A 23,352-nucleotide genomic window follows, 5' to 3' on the forward strand; every position below is an offset into this window, starting at 1 on the left:
TACCATACAGATACGAAAACGCCTCATGTAATATCAGTAGAAATCCAATAGCGTCAACACTATCGTACATTTGTGTATGCGACGCATCAGATATTTAGAAAGAGTACTTTGGTTCAACGGAAGTTTGAGAAGCCTCTGCGCGTTCTTTGCGCTCAAGCTCTTGCTTCGTCATCTCTTGAACTTCAGCTTCCACAGCATCCTCTATACCAAAAATTTGTTGGAATAAACGTAACTGTTCATTTGCTTTTGGTGAATTTGCCATTTCTTTCGCTTGTAAGATTGGCTCTTTTAACAATTGATTAATAATAGATTTTGTATGCTTACTTAAAATTTTACGTTCACGTTCCGTTAAATCTGGCATTTTATTTTCGATACTAGTCATCGTCTCTTCTTGAATTCGATTAGCCTTTTTACGCAAAGCTGAGATCACTGGTACGACGCCTAGTGTTGCTACCCAATCTTTAAATTGCACAACTTCATTACCAATCATATCCGTAATATCAGCAGCAGCACGTTCACGCTCTGCTAAATTCGCCTCGACAATTCCTTGTAAATCATCGATATCATACAAGAAAACATTTGGCAGGTCGCCTACTCGTGGATCAATGTCACGTGGAACAGCAATATCTACCATAAATAAAGGTTTACCTTTACGTAAACGTTCCACAAATTGCATTAACTCATAATCAATGACATAATCTGTTGCACCTGTAGAAGTAATTAAAATGTCTGCTTCTAATAATGAACATTGTAATTCCTTCATTGATTTAGCTTCCCCATGGAATTTAGCGGCTAGGCTTTCTGCTTTTTCAAACGTACGGTTAATGACCGTAACTTTTCCTACACCACTACCATAAAGGTTCTCAATCGCAAGCTCTCCCATTTTCCCTGCACCTAAAATAGCTACATGCTTGCGTTGTAAAGAGCCAAAAATTTTCTTTGCTAATTCTACTGCTGCATAGGAAACGGATACCGCATTCTCACCAATTGCTGTTTCATTATGAGCACGCTTAGCAAATGTTACCGCTTGTTTAAATAGCTGATTGTATACCGTTCCTGTTGTGCCAATCTCTTGTCCACTTAAAAAGCTTTTTTTTACTTGTCCTAAAATTTGTGTTTCCCCAAGAACCATTGAATCGATCCCTGCAGTCACTTTAAATAAATGTTCGATTGCCTCATCTTCTTCTCGAATTGTTAAATAGGAAGAAAATGTCTCCACAGGCAAGTCAAACCAGTTCGCTAAAAATTGTTTCACAAAATGACGTCCAGTATGCAATTGATCCACAACAGCATATATTTCTGTACGGTTACATGTCGAAACAATAACGTTTTCTAATATACTTTTTTGCTTTTGCAGCGCTTCCATTGCTTGTGGTAGTTCACTCTCTATGAATGATAACTTCTCACGTATTTCAACAGGCGCTGTTTTATAATTCAAGCCTACTACGATGGTATGCATGAATAACACCTCACACGTTCTAATTCACAAATCTCATTATAGCACAGTTCGACAATAGTTCACGTATAATTTGTGAACATGTCATGAAGAACTGTCATTCGTCATCTACATTAGAATTATTATAAACTAAGTGTAACAAATTATACGTCTTGTTTCAAATTAAAAAACTGCACCTTCAATTGTTAGATCAATCTAACAATTGAGGTACAGTAAATTTGTGATCAGTATTTTCTTAATTTGTCATTGTGACAGTTTTCATTGCAATAATATTACCATCTTTATCATAGGCTATAAACTCAATGTCATTATTAACTTTAAAGTCCTGCATAGTTTGTACTGTTTTCGTTAGCATATAAACTGAATCACTACGTTTTTGTAAATCAAACTGTACATCTCCACTAACTGAATTGAAGCGTACATTCATCTTTGCAACATTAGAACAATTACCATCAATTCGAGCACTCATAGTAATATAGCCTTTTCGTAGCGAAACGCTTGTTTCTTCAAATAAATCTTCAGGATTGATACAGCTCGAAGCTGGTGTTTTACATAAAATTGTATCAACTAGCTTTTGGAATACTTGATGCAATTGTAAATTATCAATGGCGTGGAAATAAGCGCCGCCAGTTTGCTCTGCTACTTGCATTAACGTAGCATCATTGATTTGTGATTTCTTGCCCATACTAATTGTATAAACTTTCACACCTTGCTTTTTCGCTTCATTGATCGCCTTAGTCATTTTAGATTTACTTGTTTTACCATCCGAAACAACAACAATGGCCTTCGATGTTTTAGTATCATTAGAGAATTTAGTTAAGGCGATATCAATGCCGGCAAAAATATCCGTCGCACCTTTATCTTTGGATGCTTTATAAAGATCTTTTTTCAGTACATTTTCTGTCGTACCTTCACCTAGAACAGTTGCTTTTGTATTCGTTTCAATAACAATATTATTTTTTGCCTTTATTTGATTGATCAATTCAATCATCTTTTTACCACGGTAATTTGTTGGATCAACCGCCTTCATCGAAGAAGAATAATCCACTACATAGGCAATTTCCGTTGCTAAAGAACAAGAGTTTTTACTAAAGTATGGATTCGTAAATATTTCTTTCGTTACTGTCTTATCTTTTAAGCCCTTCAAAATTGTTGCATAGCGTGGATCTAATGGATTAACGAGCGTTGCCTCTACTTTAGATTTTCCATAAATAATTGAGTCAAAGTAAGCGACGGCCGTACCTGGACTACCTGTATTATTTAATGGATCTGAAGTATTTGTTATAAACGACGCTGTTTTTTCTACTCCATCAAATTTAATTTTGACCGTTCCCTGATAGTCCGAAACGGGCTCCCCACCTGGACGAACTAAAGTCACCATAACTTTAGTATATCGATCTTTCCCTGATGGTCTTGATGCAGCATCAGCACTTTCTTTCAATGCTTCAACACGTTTTTTATAGGCTTCCACTTGTCCAAGTAATTTCCCGCCCTGATATTTTAATAACACAGTTCGGTCATAGTTACTTAAGTTTGTGAAGATTGCATAAATCTTCATCACACTATCGTAATGCTCTAATGTTAAATCTTTTTCGTTTGGCATATGATTCATAAGCTGAATGATAGCTCCGACCGGATTAATATTTTCTACCTGAGAAGCAATATCATCATCAATCCCTTGAACACGATAAATTGGTCGTCCATCATCAGAAATCATATACATAATTTCAGTTTTGGCAGGCGTTGTTACTGAGTTATCAAAACGGCGATTTAAGAGCTCTTCAAATAAGTATACTGAGATATCATAGTTTTCAAATTGTAATATTGCATGTTCATATCCTAACGCTGGGTACCTAGGATCAGATCCACCGTAGCGCAAATAAACATTTTGTACGTTCCCTAAAGCATCCGTTACATTTGTTTGCTGACCAATACTAAATAACTTTTCATCAGAGTCAGGATCTAAAGGTACTGGAGCATACACATCAATTAAGTTTTGAGTAAAGAACTCTGGCAATTTTTCATATGGAACATAAGGAGGTGTTACACTACCATTATCATCTGTATTTGTTGGATCATATACTTGGTAATCAATACGTAGTTCTGGCTGTGGTGCATAACGCACTTCTGCATTTAACTTCTCCCCCACTAAACACTTCATAGCAGGGTCTGTATTATTAACTAGCTCAAAAGAAATCGTATCACGGACAGATTTTGTTAGTGATGGTGCGATTACGATAGCAGATACAGTGGAGCCATCAGATTGAACCGTTTTAACCGCTTCACCGGATGTATCCACAATTGTCCCATAGGATGACGTCACTTTGAATGTATACGATTTATCATCCGCAATTGGGTCACCATTACAAGCCTTTAACGATACCGTCACAAGTGTAGAATCCACATCATTTGCGATTAAATCCGGTTTTTCAACTACAATGCTTTGCAATGCATTATTTACATATTCTGGTCCAGTAAAGTCATTTGAGTTATCTTTTGGTTCTTCAAAATCAGCACTGTTAGATCCCATGAAACCTGGTGGTAACGTAATGCTATCATTATCACGGCCAGCAGCACTTCGCTTTAATCCTTGTACAGCAAAATTGCCATTTTGAACAGCTCTATATAAAAATGTAGCAACATCCGCACGTGTTAATTTAGTAGATGGATTAAAGCTAGCAAAAGTCTTTTTACCTGTACCACTGGTAGAAAGATCATTCGAATATAAATATTGTACAGCCTGTGGTTCATCTAAATCTAAACCTTTGAATGCAGCGTAGATCTGGGCAAATTGGCCTCGTGTCACCGCTTTTGAACGATTAGCATTCACATGTGTGCCGTTAAATGGTAAATAAAATTCACTGTAGAAATTATAGGCAACACTATCAATATAAGATAACGCATAATTACGATCTAGCTTGGCAAACATTAGCACAAGCTCTCGATCAGTTACTTGTTCATCTGGTAAAAAGTTATTAGCACTGTTCAAGGACATGAGGTCATTGTCCACTGCCCAGGAAATAGCCTTATAATTATTACTATTTGAAGGAACATCTCTTATTGTGGTAGCTGCTTGCGTGACAACAGGTGTTGCCGTCATCAGTAGTAACATGAAGCAAAGCAAAGAGAGCAATGCTTTTTTTACATATGTCATTAATGTTCAGTCCTTTCTTTAGTTAAAGAACAAGATATCATCACGATAGTTTTGTTTTAGATCATCTTCTAAATATTTTAAGAATCGCTCAAGGACAAGAGAAGCCTCTGCACGAGTTAGCGGCTTATTTGGATTAAAACGGCCAGCGGAATCACCAATCATTAACCCAAGTTCATTTGCAATATAGATGCCGTCTCTAGCATAGTTTGGAATTTGATTGTTGTCTGTAAATTTCGTTAGATAGCCAGGATCAGGCGCTCTATTTTCAAGTCCTAAAGCACGCACAAAAATAGTAGCTGCTTGTGCTCTTGTAATGGCATTATCTGGTTTAAAGTAGTCAGCTGAAACGCCTTTTATTATGCCTTTATTTAATGCCGATTCAATATAGCCATAATCTTTAACCGTACGCTTTAAGTCTTTAAACACACTTGTAGTAGGAGTCTTTTTCGATTTCTTTTCTTCAAATACACGTAAGTCTACGGCTTTACCGATTGCCGTAGTAAAATCTATACGTTTCATTGGTGTATTTGGAGAGAAGAAATTACTTGCATCTGAATAGATACCTAGTGAATACATTTTTTCTATCGCTTCTTTAGCAAAATGGTTTGTTAAATCACGGAATTTAGGGATAATAAGACGTTCAATAGTTGGCATGTATTCTGTATCTAAATCAAGCGTCCCTTTTTGTCCTGAAGATAAGTCGTACGTGTACTCAGAAATAACATCTTTTTCACTTACAACTGCATAGCCACCCTCAAAACTACCCAAGCTTCCAAGATTCTCCTCATAATTTAAAACACGAGATTTACTTGTAGATAAGCGGTTTTTTACATGGCTTGTTTTGCCATCACTGTAGGAATAAACAGACTCTGTGATTTGAGTTTCTGTTGCTCCCCAGAAGTTTTCATAGCCCGCATGGCGACTATCGGTTTCAATCGTTACTGTGTTTTGGACAGCGTTTTTCCCTTTTCCTGTTTCAAAAGCATAGGTTTTTCTAGAGATTACATTCCCCGAATAATAATCAGAGGCAGCTCGATTATCTGTCACCGTTCCTTGAGAAAATTGATAATCAACTAACGTATAAGTAATCGCTCCAATTGTAATTTTTTCAGTGTATTTCTTTACCTCACCATTAGACGTTTTTTGACCAAGAACTGCATAGTCAACAACATCAGATTCATAGGCGATATTTCTTGTCAATGTGGCTCCATTATTACCTGTCAACTTCATGTTATAAGTTTCAGTTAATCTGCCTTTAGATTCCTTTTGTGTAATTTTAATATCTTTACTAGTGCCCTTAAAAATAACAGGTGACCCTGATAGGAAGACAGCTTCTTCATATGTATACTCATTTTTTACTGCACCAGTTGTTTCTAATGAAGCAGCCGATGCATTGAACGAAATAGTAGTTCCCATTAAACAAATAACAAGAACGACTACCATTAGTTTGGCTAAATATTTTTGCATTCGCTTGTCCTTTCTTTCACTGTGCACTGTTATGCATAATGAAGCATATTTTAATGACTAAAAATCTGCTCGTCTTTCGAACATTTTGCCTATGCGAAGTAGCCTTCTCATCAAATGTGAATACATCGCCCTTTTGCAAATATTATTCGCCTGAGACTAAGCAGATTTTCAGTCTATATTTACTTTTAATCTACTAGAATAAAATGAGCTTTTACAAATCGATCTGATAATACAACTAAACGGTCGGATGCTTGTAGATCGGAAGGCTGTATCACTTTACCTGCTTTAATGATTGTTGCTTGGTCAATATTCATATCCACCATTTCACCAGCCTCATACCAACGGCCATTCTGCCATTGGCTTACACTTTTTACGTTAATTACAGCTGGATACTTCGATTTTACAGACTGTAGTTTCCCAGTCAGCATTAATGGGGCTACTGGTTTAGCATTATCTAAAATATGAAGTGCTTGTACATGGCCATCCTTCACATAGAAGTAACCATAATCACCTTCGGATAAATAAAGCTCAATATCTGGCATGACGCTGTATGTTTTATTGCCATCATCGACCATTGCCTTTGTTGAATTACTAACTGATAAGACAGTATCATCTGTTTTCTTGAAAACATTTGATTCAATTTTCATCGCATCATCAATTTCAATTAAATACCCATCAGCTTGAGATAAGCGTCCATAATATAATTCATGTCCAGCTAAGTTAGGTGACATAAAGCTGTCACTTGTCACTTGTACAACCTGCGCATAATGGTCACGTGCAGCACCATCTGCAATGACAAATGCCGTACCATAGGCTAAAAGACCAGTTGGTTCAATTAAACGTCCATTACGAATTAAAATAGTTCCATTATGGAAGTACAATGTGCCTGCAGATTTCAGCTTCAATAATTGGTAATCTGTATCTACAGACAACATGGGTTCGTAATATGTTCGTTCATTGTTTTTCAATACTACAATTTTCTCAATGACTTCTTTACCGAATTGTTTAACCGTCGCATAGTATGCTTCACTACCGATATAATTTTTCAGTTGACCTTTTTCGACTTTCGTATTGCCAACATATATTGGTACCTTGGATGTAAAAGACATAGTCGATAGATCATTGGTTGTTTGAGAGCCAAATTGCCAGTTAATAAAGGCATGTTGATTTTTCACCGTTAATTTATTGGCATTAGGATTGACTGCTTGTATTTCGCCTTTGTATAAGTTTTCAACTAGTGTGCCTGTCTCACTAATGGCTACTTTTGTTACGACAGAAGTGTTTTTATTTTTAAAGTTTAGTTTAACTCGATCCCCAACGTATAACGCACTAATATCAGTGGCTGAAGAGCCTTTTTGATAATTAGTCTCTTTGTTAATATAATAAGTCGTTTCTTCACCTACATCTGGCTTCACTATAATAAATAACCCATTTGGATCGATACTCGTTACTACACCAGCTGTTGTTTTACTGCTACTTCCTGATCCTGCGGATGATCCATTCGGTTCTGTTGCTGTTGTAGATGTACCTCGCAGTTCAACAACACTTCTTAGAGAAATTTCAGCTTCAACTTCCATTCCCATCTTAAAGCCCTCGATAGTCGTTGCCGTGTTGTTAATATATAATCGAGTATTTTTATTAATATTAAAAGTCACTGTTCGGCCACGATCATTTTGCAAAGTTACTTTACTAAGTTGTTGTTCTATCGTGCCATCTGGCTTTGTGTATTCTGAAAATGTTACATCCACAAAGGTTCCAGTAACTAATTGGGCAGCTTTAGCCGGTTGGTTAAAGGCTAAACCGACAACCAGAAGTAACATGATCATGATTATGTATGAATATTTCTTCAAAAATCCTGCCTCCTTACTAAATATTAGTAATCATTATATCGTATTATTGGTAGCTTTTCTTATTTAAAAAGTTACAATTTAGACTATTAATCTTTTCAAGCGATAAAAATAGAGGTAGCTTCCTACTTTCAAGCTACCTGCCTGTTTCATACTTGAATATCAATTGTATGTCCAGCTGTCGGATGTGGAGCATCTAACATTTCAACTAACTGCTCTGTGTTTTGTTGTTGCATCTCCATTGCCTGTTTCGTAACAGCTAAAGAAACGTTTTGCATAAGTGTTGCTTGATTCATTGCCATCGATAAAGCTGCAATATCCATCTAGTCCACCTCCTATCTAATTTATCGGACAAATATTTTAATCATCAAGCATTTTCTACAACTTTCTACATTACCTTCTGTAAAAATGAAAAAAACATCTACTGTCCTAACGACTAGACACAATAGATGTTTTTACATTACATTTTATTTTCAATTGTTCTCCAAGCTTCTTCAAAGCCAAGACCCGTTTCTGAAGAGAAGACAATTAGAGTATCGCCTTTTTCCATTTCCAATGTTTCTTTGACAATCTTTTTATGCTTATCCCATTTACCTTTTGGAATTTTATCTGCCTTTGTTGCAATCACAATACAAGGAATATTATAGTGCTTTAGGAAATCATACATCATGCGATCATCAGCCGTTGGAGGATGACGCAAGTCTATAATTTGTACAACTGCTTTTAATTCCTGACGCCCAGTAAAGTAGCGCTCTATCATTTTCCCCCAAGCTTCACGCTCAGACTTTGAAACCTTTGCATAACCATAACCCGGTACATCCACAAAAAACAATTGCTCTTCAATTTTATAAAAGTTAAGGGTTTGTGTTTTACCAGGCTTAGAAGAAATACGTGCTAAAGCTTTACGGCCGATCATTCGATTAATGAAGGAAGACTTTCCTACATTCGAACGACCAGCTAATGCAAATTCTGGCAGTCCATCTTCTGGATATTGGTCTGGCCGTACCGCACTAATGACCATTTCGACGTTATGGACTTTCATTTTTCTAAAAACCTCCGTCCAGTGCATAGGCTAAAACTTCATCAGCCGATGACACTAGTTTAAATGTTAGTTGCTCACGTACACTGTCAGGAATATCCTCTAAATCACGTTCATTATCTTTTGGACATATGATTGTTGTTAAGCCTGCACGATGAGCACTTAATGTTTTTTCTTTTAGACCTCCGATTGGCAATACACGGCCCCGTAATGTAATCTCGCCTGTCATACCAACTTCACGGCGAATTGGGCGATGTAAAATAGCGGAGACAATAGCAGTTGCCATAGTAATACCTGCAGAAGGTCCATCTTTAGGTACAGCGCCTTCAGGTACATGGATGTGAATATCATGTGTATCGAAATATTCCGCATCCACATCAAGATCTTCCATTTTCGTGCGAACATAGGATAATGCTGTTTGAGCAGATTCCTTCATGACTTCCCCAAGCTTACCAGTAAGCTGTAACTTTCCTTTACCAGGTGTCAAGGATACTTCGATTTGTAACGTATCTCCGCCTACAGTTGTATAAGCAAGCCCAGTAGCGACACCGACTTGGTTTTCCTTTTCAGCCTGCCCATAACGGAATCGATGTTTACCGATTAACTCTTGTAGTGATTTTGAGCTAACAGTTACCCGTTTTTTCTCACCAGATACAATGATTTTGGCAATTTTTCTGCAAAGGGTTGCGATTTGTCGTTCTAAACCACGAACACCTGCCTCGCGCGTATAATAGCGTATAATATCGATGACTGCTTCATCTTTAATCACTACTTGCGTTTTTTTCAATCCATGTTCTTTCAATTGCTTAGGGATTAGGTGATTTTTCGTAATTTGAGTTTTTTCGATTTCAGTATAACCTGCAATAGAAATAACTTCCATACGGTCTAATAATGGACCAGGAATACTACTCAAATCATTAGCTGTTGCAATAAATAACACATTCGATAAATCATATGGCTCTTCAATATAATGATCACTAAATGTATTATTTTGCGCAGGATCTAATACTTCTAGCATTGCTGCTGCAGGGTCGCCTCTAAAATCATTAGACATTTTATCAATTTCATCTAATAAAAATACCGGATTAATGGTACCTGCTTTTTTCATTCCTTGAATAATACGACCAGGCATTGCGCCAACATACGTACGTCTATGTCCACGAATTTCAGATTCGTCTCGAACGCCGCCTAACGAAATTCGAATAAATTTGCGATCTAAGCTTTCTGCGATGGAACGAGCTAAAGATGTTTTACCTACCCCAGGAGGTCCAGCTAAGCATAAAATAGGTCCTCTCAGCGAATTTTTCAGCTGACGTACGGCTAAATATTCTAGAACACGTTCTTTCACTTTTTCTAACCCATCATGATCACGATTTAAAATATTCTCGGCATGTGTAATATTCATGCGATCTTCTGTTGCTTTTGTCCATGGTAGTGAGATCAGCCAATCAATATAATTGCGAATAACGCCGCTTTCTGCACTAGCGCTTGGCACTTTTTCATAGCGATCTAATTCTTTGAGTACAGCTTCTTTTGTTGAATCTGGCATACCTGCTTCATCGATACGCTTACGCAATTCTGCAACTTCTCCAGTTTTCCCTTCGCGATCGCCCAGCTCAGTTTGAATAGCCTTCATTTGTTCACGTAAATAATATTCCTTTTGCGTACGCTCCATGGACTGCTTTACTTTGGAATTAATCTTCTTTTCCAAATCCAATACTTCTTGTTCATCGTGCAAACGGATAATTAAGTGATCAAGACGTTTTTTAACACTTAGCATTTCCAATACTTCTTGCTTATCCGCAATCTTAAACGGTAAATGAGAAGCGATAATATCTGCTAGACGTCCAGGTTCTTCGATATCCGTTACAGTATTGATTGTTTCAGTTGTGATTTTATTGGAGGATTTTGCATATTTTTCGAAATACGTCAATAATGTACGCATCAATGCTAGCGTTTCTACATCTTTATCTACCGATTCCTCTTTAATGTCAATATCCACAACTGTATACTTGTCTAACGCCCGATAATTTTCCCAGGTAGCACGAGCAACCCCTTCTACTAAAATTCGCAGCGTACCATTTGGTAATTTTAGCATTTGTTTGACATATGCAATTGTACCAACGGAATATAAATCTTGCTCCTCAGGCTGTTCATCGTGCATTTCCTTTTGTGTCACCAATAAAATCATTTGGTCCTCTAACATCGCCTGCTCTAGCGCCGCAACAGAACGATTTCTACCCACATCAATATGTAACACCATCGATGGGTATACTAAAAGTCCACGTAAAGGCAATAATGGTACATTTGTTGTTTTTTGTATTGTCACCATGCGGGCATTCACCTCCGTCAAAATTTTCATGTTCACATCCCGCGCTACTAGTATGTGTTTAAAAAATTGATTCACACTAGTTATTGAAGCGAGCCAAAAATTTCTTCAAGTTACAATTAGCTTTATGTAGAAATGAATAAAAAGCTGACTGTCGATATGTGCGAATATTGCACAATCGAAGTCAGCTAATTACTCTCTATCTCACAACGGTAGACAGCCATATCTATTCGTTATGCTGAAGTTTTTGTATCGCTACCTTCATCGAGTTCAGTGCCATCTTCAAGAAGCAATTTCGGTTTTTCTTTATCCGTAATTGTTTTTGCTGTAATGATACATTTTTTTACGTCCTCACGTGAAGGCAATTCGTACATTACATCAAGCATTGTTGACTCAATAATTGAACGAAGACCACGCGCACCTGTTTTACGCTCAATTGCTTCTTTTGCAATTTCAACAAGAGCACCTTCATCAAATTCAAGTTCAACGCCATCTAGTTCAAGCATTTTTTGATACTGCTTGGCTAGTGCATTTTTTGGCTCCGTTAAAATTTGTACAAGAGCAGCTTCATTTAATTGCTCTAGACTCGCAAGTACAGGTAATCGACCAATGAACTCTGGTATTAGACCAAATTTCAGTAAATCCTCAGGAATCAGCTTTGACATGATAGAACCTTCATCTACGTCTACTTTATTCGGATCTGAACCGAATCCAATTACTTTTTCACCCTGACGGCGTTTAATGATCGTTTCAATACCATCAAATGCACCACCAACGATGAAAAGAATATTAGTTGTATCGATTTGTAAAAACTCTTGATGAGGATGTTTACGTCCTCCTTGTGGCGGAACACTTGCAACCGTTCCTTCTAAAATTTTAAGGAGTGCCTGTTGAACACCTTCGCCAGAAACATCACGTGTAATAGATGGATTCTCCGACTTACGTGCTACTTTATCGATTTCATCAATATAGATAATCCCTTTTTCAGCACGCTCAATATCATAATCTGCTGATTGGATTAACTTTAATAAAATATTTTCAACGTCCTCACCTACATAACCTGCTTCAGTTAGGGAGGTAGCATCCGCAATTGCGAATGGAACATTTAGTATACGTGCTAACGTTTGAGCTAATAAAGTTTTACCGCTACCAGTTGGGCCGATTAACACAATGTTCGATTTTGCTAATTCAACATCATCAATTTTACTATTCGTATTGATGCGTTTATAGTGATTGTAAACTGCGACTGCCAATGCCTTTTTAGCACGTTCTTGTCCAATTACATACTCATCTAGAATCGTTAGGATCTCTTTTGGTTTTGGAATATCTTGAAATTCGATTTCCTCTTCTACACCTAGTTCCTCTACAACGATTTCGGAACAAAGCTCGATACATTCATCACAAATATAAACACCTGGACCTGCAACTAATTTACGTACTTGTTCTTGTGGTTTTCCACAAAATGAGCATTTTAAATTGCCTTTTTCATCATTAAATTTGAACAATATGTTTCACCCCTATTCAAGCAACAATCTTACAAGATTATTGAACCTTTATCAAATAAATTGTCTGCATCATTTACGCCAAGGCATTCATGCATGTATAGATTATAACGCATCATCATGTTCTTTTCTTCATTTGCTTACCAAAGTATCCTCTAGGAACGTGTTTACTTCGTGACTTTACATGATTCTTTCGTATGGCACTTCACTTAGATTACACCAAAACCAACTATCCATCGTTATGAATCTACTACATTCATCTACCTAGGGTTTATTCATTCAAAATTAGTAATTTTATTATATATGACTTTTCTGAATGAAGTTTTTAGCATCGTATCAATTTCGCCTTAAATTGTACAGTGTCTAGGTTTTGAATTCCTTGACTCTGGCCATTGGCTTTATCTTCATTCAGTCGTCGTTTAACATACTAAAAAGCTTCTGTGCATACAGTTTACCATCTATTTAGATGGACATGTTTTGTACTTAACATTTTACATTCCGTACAAAACATCTGTTGAATGAAGATAAAAATTAAAACAATACTATGTATAAGTGAAGTATAAAGTGAAAAAAACTATAAGGGGACCATATTTTATAGTTTATGTGATAAAACAAGGCACGGTTTAATGCCGTACCTTGTTTTGTTTAGCTATCTAGTTACACAAATCTTATTCAGTAATTTTAGCGTTTTCTACTAAAAATTCAACTGTTTTTTGGATTTTGATGTCGTTTTCAAGTACTGCAGTACCACCTAAAGCACCTGTAATTTGATCTTTAGTCATATTGAATTGAGTAGCCATTTTTTCTAATTCTGCTTCAATATCTGCTTCAGTTGCTTCAATTTTTTCAGCTTCAGCAATCGCTTCAAGTGTTAAAGATACACGTACACGGCTTTCTGCTTCTTCTTTCATTTGACCACGTAAGTCTTCTTCTGATTGACCAGAGAATTGATAGTAAAGGTCTAAGTTCATGCCTTGCATTTGTAAACGTTGACCAAATTCTTGTAACATACGATCAGTTTCAGAGTTAATCATACCTGCTGGCACTTCGAACTCAGCGTTTTCAGCAGCTTTTTCTACTAGCTCATCACGAAGAGCTGCATCTGATTCTGCTACTTTTTGAGCTGCAGTTTGTTCTTTAATTTTAGCACGTAAAGCTTCTACGCCTTCAACTTCTGGGTCAAGTTCTTTTGCAAATTCATCATTTAACTCAGGAAGAACTTTTGTTTTAACTTCTTTTACTGTTACTTTGAAAGTTGCTTCTTTACCAGCTAATTCTGCAGCATGATATTCTTCTGGGAATGTAACAACCACATCTTTAGATTCGCCAGCTTTCACGCCAACAAGTTGCTCTTCAAAACCAGGAATGAAAGAACCCGAACCGATTTCTAGTGGATAGTCTTCACCTTTACCACCTTCGAAAGCTTCTTCACCTACGAAACCTTCGAAATCGATAACAGCTGTATCACCTTCTACGATTGCTTCGTCTTCTTTAATTTCAAGCTCAGCTTTACGAGCTAATTGGTCTTGAATTTGAGCATCCACTTCTTCATCAGTTACTTCTACAGGAAGTTTAGATACTTCTAGACCTTTGTAGTCACCAAGCTTTGGTTCTGGTTTTACTGTTACTTGTGCAGTAAATGTGAAATCTTGACCATGTACAAAGTTTTCTGTACCAGAAATCTCTGGGTAATCAACTGGCATAATTCCAGCTTCATCAATTGCTTTTGCATAAGAATCAGGAACGATAATTTCTAATGCATCTTGGTATAGTGATTCGATACCAAAGCGTTGTTCAAACATTTTACGAGGCATTTTACCTTTACGGAAACCTGGTACGTTAATTTGTTTTACAACTTTTTTAAATGCTTGATCCATCGCTGCATCTACTTCTACAGCAGGTACTTCGATTGTAAGAGTACCGATATTACCTTCTTGTTTTTCCCATTTTGCTGACATGTATAAATACCTCCAAAATAAATAATCAAGTTTAGATGTTAGACAATTCATTCGTAACTACGATTTTGACAACCATTTTAGTATAACATAGATGTGTATAGTTTCAACTTATTTCATACCTAATGTAGTTCTGTTAGCTTTTCTAACATTTGTAAAAAGTCCATGATCTCATAGTCCATTTCTTGCACATTTCCTAGCATTGTTAAGACAAAATCAATATAACTATAAGCAACATCATCAGCTTGGAATGGATGCCACTCAAACGGATACGTTACAATGGCATGTTTCGCCATTAAATATTGTACCATTTCCAACGTCGTAGGGTCTTGCTCTAACTTCATTTCAATAATATTTTTTATTTCTCCATATTGCGGTAATTGATTAGGCAATACTAGATTGGCTGGATTCACGACTTTTGTTTGTTCAAATTTAGAAACTGTTATGTCTATGGCTACTTCCTGTTCCACTAACAATATTAATGCTAAGCTTTGTACAAAAGGATGAATCGTTGAGCATTCAATAATAGCCTTTAATGCCGTTTTTAATTGTCTTACATTGCTATCCATAAGGCGGTGTATGCGAATAGATTGTTCATTTGGTGAAAGTGCACTAAATTTCGCAAGCTCATATTCTTGTTCCTCTATTAAATGTTGTGCATTTTCTCTCTTTTCTAGATTTCTAGACACTTCTCTATTCAAACTTTTTAATCGTTCAAATTTTTCAACTTGATCATGCGGCAGTACATTTTCTTCAAGTAAAGTCGTTATTAACGTCTCCACTTGATGGTAATCTTTTAACTGCATGCATATGGTAATGTACAATTCCATCACTTCTACATACAATGACGTACCCATCGTAAATAGCTGCTCACATACATTTTTCGCTTTGTCATAGTCCTTTATTTCATATAAAGCAAAGGCATAGGCACTCAGCGCAAATTCATCTCCAGTTTCATATACAAATGCCTTTTCAAAACTCGCCACTGCCTTTTCATATTGATAATTCTCTGCAAACAAATGTCCTTCACGTATTAAAGTTTGGACAGCGCCTGGAAAAACAACAATATTGTCATGTTTAATGACATGACGCTTTCGTTTTGTCATTTTTCTCACCTCTTTATTTCTATTTTTTTATTCGGTTATTTACTAAAAAAATCCACAAGTTTCTTATTTTTAACAAAAAATCATTGCTTTTGGATTCATATTTTGTAATAAATTGTATTATAATTAGAATAATCTAAAATTTATTACAATGACAGACATCACCTTTATTGTCTGTTTGAATAAAACCAAGTTCTTAACAAGGAGTGGAATCCATGCAATTACTAGATACAATTACTGAATTTAATCATTGTATCTCACCTGCATTCGAGGCATTATCGATTAAAGTCATTTCTTTTTCTACCACAAACGGACCGTTTCAAGATAAGCCGATAGAATTTGATTTTTTAACACGTACTAAAATTGATGTCTATACACAAGAAGCAAGTACCTATATTTTACGTATTCAAGGTTATATTCCAGGTTCTATTGCACTTGGTCACCAAAATGAATCACTCTGCATTATTCCTCAAAAAGTAAACATTGAATGTAACTACAAACTATTACATGTTGATAAAAAAGATATGCAGCAAATTTTACAGCATCCAGAACCAAATCGTCATTACAGTGAATGGCTCATTGATGCTATAAAAAACACCCATATTCTTGTCGAGTTACAGACAAATCAGGACTCCCTTATTGAATGGCCAATTGGCATAAAATCAGCTGTCGTCCTCTAATGAGCCAAAGAGACATACTTAAATAGGTATGTCTTTTTTTTGCGCTTAATTTAAGCTTTACCATTTTGTTGCGTTTCTATCATAACAACTTTCTATAGGTTCAGGAAATAATATTGTAAAAAATTCCGTTCAAGAGGGACGTTATGTTGCCGTTCTTTCTTTCCGAAGTTTCAAATTTGTCAATTCGAAATGAAAAGCGGCTATAATAATAGAAGAAAAATTATTATGGGGGCTTTTTCAAACATGACTATTAAAGAAACATTACAGTCTTTTTCTACAATGACACTTTCTGAACGCCAAACTTTTATGTCACAACACAGTGATTGGCTATTACAAGAAATGCTAACTCATATAGGCACAGTCGATGCAGAATTACGGGATCAGTACATATATCGTACATTCATCGATTTACTGAGCGATAATTTAGTAAACCCGCAACAATTACAGATTTTATTTGATACAGCAACTAGTGATGATTTCTTGTACTTACATATAGGTGAAAAATCAACAGATAGCGTCTTTACTCGTTCATTTTCCGCTCTACTAGTTGCAGGTATTCTTGCAAAGGATGCAGAATTATTGATTTTAAACAATGATCGTTTGCAAATTTTCTTTAAAAAAATCGGACGCTATTTATTATTAGAACAAGATACTAGAGGTTTCGTCCCAGATAAAGGATGGGCGCACAGCATTGCCCATGGTGCTGATTTAGCCTCAACGACCATTAAACACCCAAAATTCGATTTACAATATGCCCCTTCCATCTTACATGCTTTAAAGCTTGTCACTTGGAAAGACACCGTCTATGTCAATGATGAAGAGGAACGTTTAATTAACATAGTAGATGCATTATTAAATCAAAATTACTCCGAGGAAGCACTAATTGAATTTGTTGAACAAGCTTTTGATAAATTTGAAATGCACCTAATGATGCAAGGCTATAATGAAAGCTTTTTTAGCGGACGTACTTGCACATTAAACTTTATGAAAACATTGTATTTTTTCTTAAAAATGAATAATAAAGCTCCTCAATTACAAAACACAATTTATGGAAAGGTAGCCAAATGGCTGAAGCTTGGAGATTGACTGTCAATTTAAAAATTGCTGATTTACTACACATCCTTCTCCATAACATAAAAATTTTCTAAAACACCAGCAAACTAGGACTGCTCTTAGTTTGCTTTTTTACTTTTCGAGTAGAATATATCAAGTAAATATATGGATATTAAAGAAAACAAATTATTATATTAACATAATCAATATGATAAGACAGTTATTCCCTTTCCTCTCATTCCTTTGATTGAAAATTCATCCTAATGTTTCCACACACCGTCATTGCGACTACTCCTTTTTTTAAAAAAAGGCAACCCAAAAGTATTGAAAAGACCGATATTACGTTGATTTTATTACAAAACAGCGTCCAAAATGTGAAATGCAATTTTTCATAAAAAAAATTATTTACTTAGTTAAACATAAGGAATGCAGTATTTTCAACGTTTTCACAGTGTTTAATAATTAAAACCTTTAAATACCAATACTAAAATAACGATTTTTGTTCAAAAAATGTTCAAATTCAACACCTCTTTACTATCTTTTTCATAACAAAATTATGTTTTTTCTTAAAAACAGGGCGTATAATCCAATGTGCAAACAACGACACATTGTGACAATCGTTATTAGGCAAGTACGTATTTAAAACGATTGCACAATCATTAGTTTTGCTAACGCTTGCATCAGATCAATCAACACAAGATTTTATGTTTCATATTGAACCATGCCATTGTAAATTCTTATGTTGTTGATTGATACGCCAAGATAAAAGAGGTGACCTCAGTACCAACTATTTGTAAATGTGAGACTGACAAAAAACACATGAATTTTATGAATAGCCGTTCTATAGAAAGGAGTCAAACATGAAGAAAAAATTAAGTTTAATGTTTGTAGCTTTGAGTGCTCTTGCACTTCTTGCTGGATGTGAACCATTAACAGTGTTCAATCCAAAAGGACCAAATGCCGAAACATTATCAAACACAATTATTTTATCCATTATTACAATGGCCTTTATATTACTAGTCGTGTATGTGCTTTTAGCCTTTATGCTAACAAAATACCGTGCATCAAAAGCATCTGCAGATTATGAGCCTCCTCATGAAGAAGGAAGCCATCTTCTAGAAATTACATGGACAGTAATTCCAATTATTATCGTAGCATTCTTAGCTGTTGTGACAGTTAGAACAACTTCTACAGTAGAAGCTCAACCAGCAGGTTATGACGATAAGGAACCATTAGTTATTTATGCATCATCATCAAACTGGAAATGGCACTTTAGTTATCCAGAACAAGGTGTTGAAACAGTTAACTATGTAAACATTCCGGTGGATCGTCCAATCGAGTTCAAACTTTACTCATTTGGTCCTATTACAAGTTTCTGGATTCCTCAATTAGCAGGTCAAAAATATGCCATGAGTGATATGTTAACAACTATTCACCTTGCGGCAGATGAAGTTGGTTCATTTATGGGACGTAACTCTAACTTTAATGGACGTGGCTTTGCCGAAATGGAATTTGAAGCACAATCTATGACACAAGAAGACTTCGATAAATGGGTTGCTGATGTAAAAGCTAAAGAGGCACCATTAACTGAAGAAAAATTTGATGAGCTATTAAAAGCAGAGCACGTTGGTCGTCAAAGCTTCTCATCTACACACTTAGACTTCAGTCCAGCTCCAATGGAACATGGTAAAAACATGGATATGGATAACATGGATCATGGTGATATGTCTGAAGAAGACATGAATAGCGAACATTCAGGTCACTAATTTAACGTTAACTTCGAACGAATATTTACATTAATTTTTATTTCTGAAAGGAGCGCATCCAATGAGTATGGAAGAATTATTCCATCCAATGCAAGAACCGATGATTTTAGCGGCAGCTATTAGTATCGTAGTTGGTGCAGTGGTTATCGTAGCAGGCCTTACTTATTTTAAAAAATGGGGCTTTTTCTACAAAAACTGGCTATCAACTGTTGACCATAAAAAAATCGGGATTATGTATATCGCAGTAGCATTATTAATGCTATTCCGTGGTGGTATTGATGCACTATTAATGCGTGCACAAACAGCCGTTCCAGATAACGGACTTCTTGATGCACAACATTACAACGAGATTTTCACAACACATGGTTTATTAATGATTCTATTTATGGCGATGCCATTTGTTATCGGTTTAATGAACATTGTAATCCCACTACAAATTGGTGCACGTGACGTTGCTTTCCCACGTCTAAATGCTGTTAGCTTTTGGCTATTTGCAGCAGGTGCTGGTTTATTAAACTTATCTTTCATTATCGGTGGTTCACCAGACGCTGGTTGGACAGCCTACTTCCCTCTTGCAAGTACGGATTTTAGTCCTACTGTAGGGAATAACTATTATTCTTTAGCACTTCAATTATCAGGTATTGGTACATTAATGACGGGTGTTAACTTCATCACGACAATTATTAAAATGCGTGCACCTGGTATGACATTAATGAAAATGCCAATGTTTACTTGGTCAATTTTAATTACAAACGTTATTATCGTATTCGCGTTCCCAGTATTAACTGTAGCGCTTGCCCTAATGATGTTTGACCGTCAATTCGGCACAAAATTCTTTGCGATGCAAGACGGTGGTATGGATATGCTCTGGGCCAACCTATTCTGGGTTTGGGGACATCCTGAAGTTTATATCGTTATCCTACCTGCTTTCGGTATCTTCTCAGAAATCATTGCAACATTTGCACGTAAAAACTTATACGGCTACAAATCAATGGTTATGAGTATGGTTGTCATTTCTTTACTATCATTCTTAGTATGGGCCCACCACTTCTATACAATGGGTCATGGCGTAATGGTAAACAGTGTTTTCTCTATTACAACAATGGCAATCGCAGTTCCGACTGGTGTAAAAATATTTAACTGGTTACTCACAATGCGGCACGGGAAAATTCAATTTACAACCCCGATGCTTTATGCATTAGGCTTTATTCCTATCTTCACTATTGGTGGGGTTACAGGGGTTATGTTAGCAATGGCAAGTGCCGACTACCAATATCATAATACGATGTTCTTAGTTGCCCACTTCCACTATGTATTAATTCCAGGTACAGTGTTTGGTGTACTTGCAGGTTACCACTACTGGTGGCCAAAAATGTTCGGTTTCCGTTTAAACGAAAAATTAGGGAAAGCTGGTTTCTGGTTTATTGCTATCAGCTTCAACGTAACGTTCTTCCCATTATTCATTTTAGGTTTAGATGGTTATGCTCGTCGTATGTACACTTATTCAGAGTCTACTGGTTACGGCCCATTGAATATGCTTTCGTTCGTTGGTGCTCTAGGACTTGCAGTTGGCTTTGCATTGATCGTTTATAACATTTACTACAGCTGGAAACACATGCCTCGCAATGAAAAGGCAGATGTTTGGGATGGTCGTACACTTGAATGGGCTACTCATTCTCCAGTACCAGAATACAACTTTGCTGTAGTACCAACAGTTACTCGCTTAGATGAGTTTTGGTTCGCGAAAAAAGAAGGTCGCGATATTACAGCAGGTACAATTGAAAAAATTCACATGCCAAATAATACAGGCACACCATTCTGGATGAGTGGATTCTTCTTCCTTGCAGCATTCTTCGCTGTATTTAATCTATGGATTCCAGCCATCATCAGTATGCTTGGTGTATTTGGTTTCATGATCCATCGTTCATTCGAAAAAGATCATGGTCGTTACATTTCAGTTGAGGAAGTTATGGCAACTGAGAAAAGCTTGAGAGGTGATAAATAATATGAAAATCGATTCTTCACTTCCATTAGAATATAGTACAGAGGAAAACCGCCTAAAAATCTTTGGTTTCTGGGTTTTCCTTGGCGCCGAGATCGTGTTATTTGCCACACTATTTACAGTGTATTTCACACTTCATACACGTACAGGTAGTGGCCCAGATGGCGCTGAAATTTTCGAATTAACTCCAGTTCTGTGGGAAACATTCTTATTATTAACAAGTAGTTTCACAATTGGTCTTGGTGTTCATGCAATGCGTATTGGTCATAAAAAAGCAATGATGACATTCTTCATCATTACCCTTTTACTAGGCCTAGGCTTCTTAGCTATTGAGATTGATGAGTTTGTCACATATGTACACGAAGGCGCAACGATTCAAACGAGCGCATTCTTATCGTCATTAATGACTTTACTTGGAACGCACGGTGCCCACGTAACATTTGGTTTCTTCTGGGGCTTAGCTATTTTAATCCAAGTAGCTAAACGTGGTTTAAATCCACAAACAGCGAACAAAGCGTTTATCTTCTCATTGTACTGGCATTTCCTAGACGTTGTTTGGATTTTCATCTTCAGCTTCGTCTACTTGAAAGGACTGATTAGCTGATGAAGGAATTATTCCCAAAACAACATGTCATGGGCTTCGGCTTCTCATTATTATTGACAATTGTCGCTTTAGCCGTTGTAACCTTTGATATGAGTTATAAAATGGCATTCGCTATTTTACTAGTAACTGCCCTTGCACAAGCAACTGTACAATTAGTTTTATTCATGCACATTGGTGAATCTGAAGATAAGAAAACGTTATATACAACGATTTTATACTCAGTATTCGTAGGTGTTGTAACAATCATTGGTACATTATTCGCTATGATCTGGGGTTATAATTGATCCATTACGCCTTGGCGTAAAAAAGAAGCTGTCCCAACTATCGTCCTTATGCGATAAGTTGGTGACAGCTTTTTTGTTTTTCCCTTTATTCATTTATTAATTATAACGTTTACTACTAATATCAGTAGGAAAAATGTTGTTTTTTTAATAAAAATCTAGTACTTTTTTAACAATTTACGAAACTTTTCCTTTTCTAGCGCGTATAGTAGTAGATAGTGTTTTTTACCAAGAATAGGAGATGAAAGAAATGAAGAAAGTTTTTAAAGTATTAGCAGTTGGAACACTAGCATTGACACTTGCGGCTTGTAACTCAAGCGCTACCCCTACGAAAGACACAACGAAAACAAGCAAGCTTACTTTAGAGCAAGTGTATGACAAAGCGGTGGACCGCCAGGCTGACATTAAAAGTGCGAGTGCCAAAATGGACATGACACAGGTGACAAAGGTTGGATCTGGAGAAGAGGCAATGGAGTTTTCTATCGACTCTAATATGGAAATGGACTTCATTGTTGACCCACTTGCAATGCATTTATCAGGGTCTATGTCGATGCCAGATATGATGAGTGAAGGTGAAGAAACAACGGACATGCCAATGGAAATGTATATGAAAAAAGATACAGGCCTATTTATGAAAGATACGACAACTGATAGCTGGATGAAGCTTCCTGATGAAAACTTTGATGCAATTTTAGATCAAACAGCTGCTTCTGCAGACGCGAAAGAACAACTAGAACAACTAAAAAAATTCATTGGTGATTTTTCATTTGAGCAAACAGATGATGAATATGTTCTTACATTAGAAGCAAAAGGTGATAAATTTAAAGAGCTAATTGATTCTGAAATTAATAAATCGATGCAAGGTATGGGGTTAGAAGAAAACCCACTGGATCAATTAACAATTGAAAAAATCAACTATGTACTTCATATCGATAAAGAGACTTTCGATACAAACAAAATGGATATGAATTTTGATTTAAAAATGGCGGTAGAAGGTGACGAATTAGTAATGAATACAAAATCAGTCGTTACTTATACTGAATTTAATCATCTAAAAACTATCGATATTCCTCAGAGCATTATTGATAACGCTCAAACAAGACAATAAAATAAA

General features: G+C 36.2%; 17 protein-coding genes. 7 read left to right on the forward strand and 10 right to left on the reverse strand.

Translation table 11 applies throughout. From position 1 onward, the window contains the following. Positions 1 to 94 precede the first annotated feature (94 nt). The 10 genes from hemA to MKY49_RS15775 all read right to left on the reverse strand — a co-directional run bounded on the left by hemA (position 95) and on the right by MKY49_RS15775 (position 15,855). Positions 95 to 1,459 (reverse strand): glutamyl-tRNA reductase, encoded by a 1,365-nt coding sequence (gene hemA, locus MKY49_RS15730; RefSeq protein WP_274793955.1) that lies wholly within the window; start codon positions 1,457 to 1,459, stop codon positions 95 to 97. A 232-nt stretch (positions 1,460 to 1,691) separates the two neighbouring features. Further along, positions 1,692 to 4,610, reverse strand: a complete 2,919-nt coding sequence (locus tag MKY49_RS15735) for an S-layer homology domain-containing protein (RefSeq protein WP_274793956.1) — start codon at positions 4,608 to 4,610, stop codon at positions 1,692 to 1,694. An 18-nt stretch (positions 4,611 to 4,628) separates the two neighbouring features. Continuing rightward, the gene (locus MKY49_RS15740; protein ID WP_274793957.1) at positions 4,629 to 6,077 is read right to left on the reverse strand and encodes an S-layer homology domain-containing protein; all 1,449 of its coding nucleotides are present in this window, start codon (positions 6,075 to 6,077) and stop codon (positions 4,629 to 4,631) included. A 185-nt stretch (positions 6,078 to 6,262) separates the two neighbouring features. Beyond that, positions 6,263 to 7,927: a hypothetical protein gene (locus MKY49_RS15745; RefSeq protein WP_322611646.1), complete on the reverse strand. Its 1,665-nt coding sequence runs from the start codon at positions 7,925 to 7,927 to the stop codon at positions 6,263 to 6,265. Positions 7,928 to 8,073: 146 nt separating this feature from the next. Then, positions 8,074 to 8,247 (reverse strand): YjfB family protein, encoded by a 174-nt coding sequence (locus MKY49_RS15750; protein ID WP_081011007.1) that lies wholly within the window; start codon positions 8,245 to 8,247, stop codon positions 8,074 to 8,076. 137 nt (positions 8,248 to 8,384) lie between these two features. Beyond that, complete coding sequence (gene yihA, locus MKY49_RS15755) at positions 8,385 to 8,966, reverse strand: ribosome biogenesis GTP-binding protein YihA/YsxC (RefSeq protein ID WP_274793959.1); 582 nt, start codon at positions 8,964 to 8,966, stop codon at positions 8,385 to 8,387. Between the two features lie 4 nt (positions 8,967 to 8,970). Continuing rightward, a complete protein-coding gene (gene lon / locus MKY49_RS15760) occupies positions 8,971 to 11,295 on the reverse strand; it encodes an endopeptidase La (RefSeq protein ID WP_312506783.1) in 2,325 nt (774 codons plus the stop codon). Positions 11,296 to 11,525: 230 nt separating this feature from the next. Beyond that, a complete protein-coding gene (gene clpX / locus MKY49_RS15765; protein ID WP_274793960.1) occupies positions 11,526 to 12,797 on the reverse strand; it encodes an ATP-dependent protease ATP-binding subunit ClpX in 1,272 nt (423 codons plus the stop codon). A 665-nt stretch (positions 12,798 to 13,462) separates the two neighbouring features. Then, the gene (gene tig / locus MKY49_RS15770) at positions 13,463 to 14,752 is read right to left on the reverse strand and encodes a trigger factor (RefSeq protein ID WP_341386631.1); all 1,290 of its coding nucleotides are present in this window, start codon (positions 14,750 to 14,752) and stop codon (positions 13,463 to 13,465) included. A gap of 119 nt (positions 14,753 to 14,871) precedes the next feature. Next, positions 14,872 to 15,855 carry a hypothetical protein gene (locus tag MKY49_RS15775; protein WP_341386632.1) on the reverse strand — a complete coding sequence of 328 codons (984 nt, stop codon included), beginning with the start codon at positions 15,853 to 15,855 and terminating at the stop codon, positions 14,872 to 14,874. 212 nt (positions 15,856 to 16,067) lie between these two features. Here MKY49_RS15775 and MKY49_RS15780 point away from each other — a divergent pair, with 212 nt between their 5' ends. The 7 genes from MKY49_RS15780 (at position 16,068) to MKY49_RS15810 (ending at position 23,346) form a co-directional block, all read left to right on the forward strand. Then, positions 16,068 to 16,532 carry a hypothetical protein gene (locus MKY49_RS15780; protein WP_274793963.1) on the forward strand — a complete coding sequence of 155 codons (465 nt, stop codon included), beginning with the start codon at positions 16,068 to 16,070 and terminating at the stop codon, positions 16,530 to 16,532. A gap of 243 nt (positions 16,533 to 16,775) precedes the next feature. Next, complete coding sequence (locus MKY49_RS15785) at positions 16,776 to 17,618, forward strand: DUF2785 domain-containing protein (RefSeq protein ID WP_341386633.1); 843 nt, start codon at positions 16,776 to 16,778, stop codon at positions 17,616 to 17,618. Between the two features lie 827 nt (positions 17,619 to 18,445). Beyond that, complete coding sequence (gene qoxA / locus MKY49_RS15790; RefSeq protein ID WP_274793965.1) at positions 18,446 to 19,351, forward strand: cytochrome aa3 quinol oxidase subunit II; 906 nt, start codon at positions 18,446 to 18,448, stop codon at positions 19,349 to 19,351. Between the two features lie 61 nt (positions 19,352 to 19,412). After that, positions 19,413 to 21,356, forward strand: coding sequence for a cytochrome aa3 quinol oxidase subunit I (qoxB, locus tag MKY49_RS15795; protein ID WP_312506772.1), 1,944 nt, complete (start codon positions 19,413 to 19,415; stop codon positions 21,354 to 21,356). A gap of 1 nt (position 21,357) precedes the next feature. Next, positions 21,358 to 21,957 carry a cytochrome aa3 quinol oxidase subunit III gene (gene qoxC, locus MKY49_RS15800; protein WP_274793967.1) on the forward strand — a complete coding sequence of 200 codons (600 nt, stop codon included), beginning with the start codon at positions 21,358 to 21,360 and terminating at the stop codon, positions 21,955 to 21,957. Further along, positions 21,957 to 22,241 carry a cytochrome aa3 quinol oxidase subunit IV gene (gene qoxD / locus MKY49_RS15805; RefSeq protein ID WP_274793968.1) on the forward strand — a complete coding sequence of 95 codons (285 nt, stop codon included), beginning with the start codon at positions 21,957 to 21,959 and terminating at the stop codon, positions 22,239 to 22,241. Before qoxC ends, qoxD begins: the two co-directional genes overlap by 1 nt. A 247-nt stretch (positions 22,242 to 22,488) precedes the next feature. Then, positions 22,489 to 23,346 carry a DUF6612 family protein gene (locus tag MKY49_RS15810; RefSeq protein ID WP_341386634.1) on the forward strand — a complete coding sequence of 286 codons (858 nt, stop codon included), beginning with the start codon at positions 22,489 to 22,491 and terminating at the stop codon, positions 23,344 to 23,346. Positions 23,347 to 23,352 lie beyond the last annotated feature (6 nt).

It is taken from the genome of Lysinibacillus sp. FSL M8-0134 (assembly GCF_038069745.1).
GTDB classification, from domain to species: Bacteria; Bacillota; Bacilli; order Bacillales_A; family Planococcaceae; genus Lysinibacillus; species Lysinibacillus irui.

What these genes read in the sequence shown, in the direction of transcription:
- MKY49_RS15780 (WP_274793963.1), top strand. Translation starts at nt 16,068, where the DNA reads ATGCAATTACTAGATACAATTACTGAATTTAATCATTGTATCTCACCT.
- qoxC (WP_274793967.1), top strand. Translation starts at nt 21,358, where the DNA reads ATGAAAATCGATTCTTCACTTCCATTAGAATATAGTACAGAGGAAAAC.
- MKY49_RS15810 (WP_341386634.1), top strand. Translation starts at nt 22,489, where the DNA reads ATGAAGAAAGTTTTTAAAGTATTAGCAGTTGGAACACTAGCATTGACA.
- qoxB (WP_312506772.1), top strand. Translation starts at nt 19,413, where the DNA reads ATGAGTATGGAAGAATTATTCCATCCAATGCAAGAACCGATGATTTTA.
- MKY49_RS15785 (WP_341386633.1), top strand. Translation starts at nt 16,776, where the DNA reads ATGACTATTAAAGAAACATTACAGTCTTTTTCTACAATGACACTTTCT.
- MKY49_RS15740 (WP_274793957.1), bottom strand. Translation starts at nt 6,077, where the DNA reads ATGCAAAAATATTTAGCCAAACTAATGGTAGTCGTTCTTGTTATTTGT.
- qoxD (WP_274793968.1), top strand. Translation starts at nt 21,957, where the DNA reads ATGAAGGAATTATTCCCAAAACAACATGTCATGGGCTTCGGCTTCTCA.
- qoxA (WP_274793965.1), top strand. Translation starts at nt 18,446, where the DNA reads ATGAAGAAAAAATTAAGTTTAATGTTTGTAGCTTTGAGTGCTCTTGCA.
- MKY49_RS15750 (WP_081011007.1), bottom strand. Translation starts at nt 8,247, where the DNA reads ATGGATATTGCAGCTTTATCGATGGCAATGAATCAAGCAACACTTATG.
- yihA (WP_274793959.1), bottom strand. Translation starts at nt 8,966, where the DNA reads ATGAAAGTCCATAACGTCGAAATGGTCATTAGTGCGGTACGGCCAGAC.
- MKY49_RS15735 (WP_274793956.1), bottom strand. Translation starts at nt 4,610, where the DNA reads ATGACATATGTAAAAAAAGCATTGCTCTCTTTGCTTTGCTTCATGTTA.
- hemA (WP_274793955.1), bottom strand. Translation starts at nt 1,459, where the DNA reads ATGCATACCATCGTAGTAGGCTTGAATTATAAAACAGCGCCTGTTGAA.
- tig (WP_341386631.1), bottom strand. Translation starts at nt 14,752, where the DNA reads ATGTCAGCAAAATGGGAAAAACAAGAAGGTAATATCGGTACTCTTACA.
- MKY49_RS15775 (WP_341386632.1), bottom strand. Translation starts at nt 15,855, where the DNA reads ATGACAAAACGAAAGCGTCATGTCATTAAACATGACAATATTGTTGTT.
- lon (WP_312506783.1), bottom strand. Translation starts at nt 11,295, where the DNA reads ATGGTGACAATACAAAAAACAACAAATGTACCATTATTGCCTTTACGT.